The 6,632-nt window shown below is 63.0% G+C and carries 6 protein-coding genes and 1 pseudogene; all 7 read right to left on the bottom strand.

Features of this window, described 5'->3' with window-relative positions:
- Window positions 1-1,443: HAD-IC family P-type ATPase (locus tag ACYCUK_RS22570; RefSeq protein ID WP_461596854.1), on the bottom strand; the 1,443-nt coding region annotated here is incomplete at its 3' end.
- Between the two features lie 67 nt (window positions 1,444-1,510).
- Window positions 1,511-3,130, bottom strand: coding sequence for an FAD-dependent oxidoreductase (locus ACYCUK_RS22565; RefSeq protein ID WP_461596855.1), 1,620 nt, complete (start codon window positions 3,128-3,130; stop codon window positions 1,511-1,513).
- A gap of 87 nt (window positions 3,131-3,217) precedes the next feature.
- Window positions 3,218-4,171, bottom strand: a complete 954-nt coding sequence (locus ACYCUK_RS22560; RefSeq protein ID WP_461596853.1) for a thiamine pyrophosphate-dependent enzyme — start codon at window positions 4,169-4,171, stop codon at window positions 3,218-3,220.
- A gap of 26 nt (window positions 4,172-4,197) precedes the next feature.
- Entirely contained in the window at window positions 4,198-5,385 is a 1,188-nt protein-coding gene (porA, locus tag ACYCUK_RS22555) for a pyruvate ferredoxin oxidoreductase (protein WP_461596852.1), read from the bottom strand.
- Window positions 5,369-5,971 carry a 2-oxoacid:acceptor oxidoreductase family protein gene (locus tag ACYCUK_RS22550; protein ID WP_461596851.1) on the bottom strand — a complete coding sequence of 201 codons (603 nt, stop codon included), beginning with the start codon at window positions 5,969-5,971 and terminating at the stop codon, window positions 5,369-5,371. The genes porA and ACYCUK_RS22550 overlap by 17 nt, the downstream gene beginning before the upstream one ends.
- Before the next feature lie 78 nt (window positions 5,972-6,049).
- A pseudogene (locus ACYCUK_RS22545) lies at window positions 6,050-6,356 on the bottom strand (transposase); the annotation flags it as partial.
- Window positions 6,357-6,411: 55 nt separating this feature from the next.
- Window positions 6,412-6,632, bottom strand: a 221-nt coding sequence (locus ACYCUK_RS22540) for a phosphoketolase family protein (protein WP_461596850.1), incomplete at its 5' end; no start/stop codon positions are given.

Below are 6,632 nucleotides of genomic sequence, written 5' to 3'. Positions count from 1 at the left end.
GTCGATCCCCATCCGCTGGCCCGCCGTGATGGTTTGCGCCGAATCTTCCCGCGGTGGATCGAACAAGGGCAAGAGACCGAGGAAGCGCCAGGTGCCATCCCCATCCTTTCGTGCCACTCCCAGGGTGCGGTAGCCCTTTTCCGCCAGGGCATCGATCTGGCGGGTGGCCGTCTGCCTGGTGCCAACGTCCGGCTGCGCCAGATCCAGGATGACCTGCGGGGCGCCCTTGGCTACGCGAAAGCGCTCGGAGCCTGCCGCCACTTCCGCCTCGCTACGCTTGCTTACCGGATCAAAGGGTTGATATTTCAAGACGGAATAGGAAGCCAGTGGGGCAGACGCGGGCAAACCGCCCAGCACGGCGGTGTCGATGGGGTCGCCCGTATCACGCTCGGAGGCCAAAGCGGCGGCGAGGATTAGCTCCTCTGCATCGCGGGCCCCGATTACCACGAGTTCACCGAGGGTGAGGCGGTTCTGGGTGAGGGTGCCGGTCTTGTCGGCGCAGAGCACATCCATGCCGGCCATCTCCTCGATAGCCACCAGACGCGAGACGATGGCCTTCAGCCGTGCCAACCGCTCCGCCCCGACGGCCATGGTCACCGACAATACGGCGGGCAGGGCGACAGGGATGGCGGCCACGGTCAGGATCAGGGCAAAGAGGATCGTCCGGATCATGGGCTCATGACGGATCGCCAGAGCCACGAAGAGGATCACCGCGATCAGAACCAGCGCCGAAACGATCAGGAAGTTGCCGATGGCGAGCACCGCCTTGCGGAAATGGGAGACGCTCTCCGCCCGCTCCACCAGTTGCGCGGTCTTGCCGAAAAAAGTCTGCAGACCCGTTGCCGTCACCACGCCCTGCATCTCGCCCTTGCCCACGATGGAACCGGAATAGGCGCCATCCCCCCGCCCTTTGTCCACCGGCAGAGACTCCCCCGTCAGGACCGATTGATCGACACTGAGATAATCGCCGCTCAGCAGCAGCACATCAGCGGGAATGATGTTTCCCAGCTTCAGCAGGATGGTGTCGCCCGGCACCAGGTCCTGTGCGGCGATCTCCTGCCAAAGGCCGTCGCGCAGGACCCGCGCCCGCAGTGCCAGCTTCCGTTTGAGCATGGCGATGGCATTGCCAGCCTTGTGTTCCTGCCAGAAGCCCACGCTGGCGTTTACCAGCAGGAGGGTCATGATGATGGCGAAGTCCGCCCAATGTGCCACCACGGCGGAAAGCACCGCGGCGATTTCGATCATCCAGGGAATGGGGCCCCAGAAATAGCCCAGAAACTGCCGGAGCGGGCTGAGGCGCTTTTCGGGGATGGCGTTTGCCCCATATTTGGCCAGGCGACGGGCGGCCTCCGGCGACGACAAGCCGCGCTGGGGATCGCTCTGCAATTGCCGGAGGACCTCCGGAATACCGGGGGCGTTTGTCGGTTCAGGATTGATTGTCATAAGGACCGCCCGCTATGAATACAGATTTTTCGGTCCAATCAACACCACCACCACGCATCTATCTCCCTCAGGATGGCTCCGATACCATGGCGATATAGCCCACCGGGCATTCGTGGGCGCACAAGCCGCAGCCCTTGCAATAGTCATAATCGATACGGTAATGCGAGCCGTCGGCGGCGAATTCGCGGGTTTTGAGTACGGCCTGGTCCGGGCAGAGTGTCCAGCAGTTGTCACAGGCCATGCAGTTGCCGCAGGAGAAACAGCGGTTGGCCTCGGCAATGACCTGCTCCGTCGCCAAACCACCAGCGATTTCGGCACTGCCCACGCGGTTTTCCGGCGGCAGCAGGGGTTCTTCCGCGCGCGGAACCAGTTCGAAATAATGGAGGTTGAGTTCGGCAATGCCGATCGCCTGGAGTTCCCGCTCTGGCTCATCATGGAATTCGCCCAGTAAATGGGCGTGAATGACGGCAGCTGCGCGTCTACCGTCCCCCACAGCGCCGCTCACGGTGCCCCAAGCACCCTCGCGAGCATCGCCGCCGACGAAAATGCCCGCATGCCCGGCCAAGCATCCTACCTTATCCACAGGGAAAAAGTGCTGCTCACCAAGCAGATTTTCCATGCCCGCTGGTTCCACTTCCTGGCCAACAGCGGGAATTACCTGATCGACATGGAGCACGGTTTCAGTGCCCTCGAACTGGACGATGTCGAATCGGCCGTTGTCCCGCGCCAGTTTTTTCATGCGGACGAGTTCCACGCCCACTACCTTCTCGCCGCGCAGGATCAGACGGTGCACGCCGTGTTCCGTATGCAGGATGACGCCCTCCTCCTGCGCCTGGCGGATGTCGCGCGGAGCGGCTTTCATGGCCGCCTCCCGTGCAACGTCGGGACCCGGCAGTGCGTCGTGGGTGACGAGGTGCACTTGTGCTCCGGTACGTGCGAGTACGCGTGCCATGTCGACGGCACTGTTGCCGCCGCCCACGATCACGGCAGAGCGAATCTCGGGCATGGTGCCGAAGGCCATCCATTCCTGCAACAACGTGAGCGCCGGATGCAGGTCGCTGGGGGTACGCCCGTCCACATCCCACGGACGCGGACGTTGACGGCCTGGGCCGAGAAAGACCGCGTCATACTCCTGCTTTAGCTCCACAACAGAGACTTCCCGCCCCAGTGCTGTGCTTGGCATAAAATTGATTCCGGCAGCAAGAAGCCGTTCGACTTCTGCGTCCAGCACTTCGCGCGGTAGGCGATAGCCCGGCAAGGCCATGCGCAAAGTGCCACCGGCCACCGGCAGCCGCTCCATGAGAGTGGCCTGCACGCCCAGCCGGCGGAGATGGTAGGCACAGGAAAGTCCCGCAGGACCAGCCCCCACCACCACCACCTTCGGCGCATCGGGGACGAGCGGCGGTAGGGGATAGCCCCACCCTGCCCGGATGGCTTCGTCCCCCAGCAAACGTTCCACGTTGTGAATGGCGATGGCAGCATCGAAACGGCCCCGGTTGCAGGCGCTTTCGCAAGGGTGGTCGCATACCCGCCCGGTGATGGCGGGTAAGGGATTCACCGCCACAAGGGCTTCCCAGGCAGCCTGGAAATTCTCATCCGCCACCTGGGCGAGATAGTCGCAGGGATTTTCCCCCGCCGGGCAGCCGCTGTGGCAGGGTGCCGGGCGCGGGTGGTAGAGAGGCCGCATAGTACGCCAGCTACCGGTTTTGAATGCCAGCGAGGTGGCGGGGTAAGCGAAGGCACCGGGGGTCATAACGGGCATGGCGTTCTCTCCTTAGGTAGAACGGAGGCCGCCGCGGCGCACCGTATCCGCGCCTTCCGTGTCGAGGGGGTCAGCGGTTTCCTTTTTCAAGGCATAGACTTCAATGTTTTGATCGGCGAGGGCCTGGAGATGGGCGAGTTCTTCACGGGCCAGTGCGTCGTCGGCGAAGAGGTGCTTGAAGCGTCCCTGGAGCTTGAGGTAGTCCGCCACCGGACGAATCTGCCGGATCGGCATGGTCCCGACCAGTGCGCCCTGCTCCAGCTCGATGAGCGGGAACATCCCGCTCTGCACCGCAAGACGTGCCACCTCGATGGAAAGCTCACTGCCATGGCCCCAGCCGAGGGGGCAAGGGGAATGGATCTGCAGGAAGCTCGGCCCTTCCACCTCAATGCCGCGCCGCACCTTTATTCGTAAATCGGCAGGATAGGCGACCGATGCGGTCGCTGCATAAGGAATGTGATGGGCGGCTATGATGGAAAGAATGTCCTTTTTCAGGTGGCGCTTGCCCATGCGCGCCACGCCTGCGGGGGATGTGGTTGTGGCGGCGGCATGGGGCGTGGAACTGGACCGCTGTACACCGGTGTTCATGTAGGCTTCGTTGTCGTAGCAGATGTAGAGCACATTGTGCCCACGCTCGAGCATGCCGGAAAGCGCCTGGAAACCGATGTCGAAGGTGCCACCGTCACCCGCGAAGGCAAGCACCTTGATGTCGCGGCCCTGCATCTTCAGCGCCGCCTCCATGCCTGCCGCCACGGCGCCGGTGTTTGCGAACAGGGAATGCAGCCAAGGCACCCGCCAGGCAGAATCCGGCCAGGCGGTGGTGAAGACTTCAAGGCAGCCGGTGGCGTTGGCAACCACCACGTCAGGCCCCGATTCTTCCAGGGTGAGCCGCGCCGCCAGGGCCTGTCCGCAGCCCTGGCAGGCCCGGTGACCTGCTTCCAGTCCCTGAAAGCGGGGCTGGGCCATGCGAAGATCGTGCAGAGTCTGTGGCGTCAAGGGGCGGCCTCCTGGCGAACTTGTGAATCGGCTGGCAGCAGTTCGGGCCGGAGGTCGATCGCGCTCATGCGCGGGTGCGGCTTCTTGATCGCCTCAAGCAGACGCGGATAGATCGCCAGTGGTACATCCCGGCCGCCCAGGCCTGCGGCGAAATTGTGGATCCGCGGAGGGCTGTCGGTGTCCGCAAGGGCCGAGCGCATTTCCGCCCCCACGATGCCGTCGGCGCCGGGTGCGATGGCCCGCTCCAGCACGATGAGGTCATGAAGCCCGGCACAGGCGGCGCGCAGGGCCTCCACCGGAAACGGACGGAGGCAGCGCAGATGCATGAGTTTCACCGGCGGCCCCGGAAACTGATCACGCGCATCCAGCAGCGTGCCGAACACAGAGCCCAATGTGAGGATGCCGATCTTCGCATCAGCGGGGCCGTCCACCCGCACAAGCGGCGCCTGTTCCCGACCACATGCGGCTGCCCAATCCCGGGCCGCTGCTACGATCTCCTTTTCAGCGGCGAGCAATGCCGCATGATGCAGGTGGCGCGCCTCGGTGAAATACTCCGGCGCAACGAGTGTTCCCATGGAAAGCGGAGCCAGCGGATCCAGGGCACGGGAGAAGTGGTAGGGCGGCAGGAAGCCGTCGACCATTTCCTGGTTCGGCAATTCCAGCGGCTCCAGGGTGTGGGTCAGGGTGAAGCCGTCCACGCACACCATCACCGGCAGTTCGCAGCGCTCGGTGATGCGAAAGGCCTGAATGGTCGCATCCACCGCCTCCTGGTTATCCGCGCAGTAAATCTGGATCCAACCCGCATCGCGCACGGCCATGGAATCTTGCTGATCATTCCAAATGGAAAGCGGCGCGGAAACCGCCCGGTTTGCGCAGGTGAGCACCAGGGGCACACGCAGCCCGGAGATGTTGAAGAGGACTTCGCTCATCAGCAGAATTCCCTGGGAGGCGCTGGCGGTGTAGGCGCGAGAGCCGGCGCAGGCCGCACCCAGCACTACCGAGGCGGCGGAAAATTCGCTTTCCACGCTCACGAGTTCGCAATGGAACTTGCCGTCTGCCACGAGTTTGGCGATGTGTTCGACGATGTGGGTCTGCGGCGTAATGGGATAGGCGGCCACCACCTGTGGTCGGCACAGAGCCACTGCGCGGGCGATGGCCTGAGAACCTTCAAGCGCTTGCCGCATGCACCAGCTCCTTCCATATGCCGCGTGGCGTGGCATCTGCCACCTGGCAGACCAGAGCAAGATTGTGGGCCAGTACTTCGCCCCCGAAGCGCTGCGCCAGGGCATCCTTGAGTCCGGCGACCGGCAACAGCTCCGTCAGGGTGAGAAAGGCGGCCAACAAGACCGTGTTGGGCATGGGACGACCAAGGGCTTCGAGCGAGAGACGGGTGGCGGGCAACGTATAGGTAGCCCGCCCGAAGGTGTCCGAAAGAGCCCGCGAATCGCGCTGGGAATTGATCATCACGCCCCCTCCAGACGCGAGGCCGGCGAGGGTGTCCGGCAGCACGACCAGGGTTTCGTCCTGGATGATGACGAAGGCAGGTTGAGCCACCTGACAACGGCGGCGGATGGGCGTCTCTGCAATGCGTACGAAAGCGGCCACCGGGGCTCCCCGGCGCTCCGCGCCGAAGGCGGGAAACGCCTGTGCAAAAAGCCCCTGGCCGATGGCGGCGGTGGCCAGCACATAGGCCGCCACTACATTGCCCTGTCCACCCCGTCCATGGATACGAATTTCGATCATGCCGCCTTCCTTGCCTAACCAAATCATGATGCCAACCCTCTTTTGAGGCTACGCCAACGTTTTTATCAACGCAAACTGGAAGGAAGGCATTCATATATATGCCTCTTAACCTTTCTCATCCACCAATCGGATGGGCCTATGGTCCATGCACGCATTGAGCAGGCGCAGGGGGATCTCCGCTTCCCGAAAGCGCCGGTTGAACCGGTAGACGAACTCGTTGAGCAATTTCTGCAGATACCGGCCGGAGACCCCGTGGAACGTGCCCAACAGGTAAGCCTTGAGATTGCCGATGGCGATGTGCACCCCAAGGCAACCATTCACCGGCCTGCTCCGGAGGTCTGAGGCGACCATCATGGTGCTGCGTCGCGGCCAGGACCCGTAGCGCCGCCAGGCCGTCAGTGCGGAGAGGCTGATGGGGAAGTTACGGCCCGCAATGGCTGATCGCACTATCAATATTTCAGCCATTATCAAAATGGCCACTTCCAATCCTGAATATCCGGTCGATCCACCCCAAATTCGTAGGCATGGTTCTTACAGGCGAATTGTTGATCAAGCAGTGCTTCTCGCACACCGGACCCCGTGTCGCAGAGGCGGGGTATCCAGTCAATGGCGTCAATGGCCAGGCTAAAACGATCCGTCTGATTCAGGATCGCGAGTTCCAGGGGGGTGCTGATATTGCCTTTCTCTT

The sequence above is a fragment of the Thiomonas sp. genome (genome assembly GCF_054608695.1).
The sequence above is the reverse complement of the archived record's forward strand: the minus strand, read 5'-3'. Positions and strand labels throughout refer to the sequence as shown.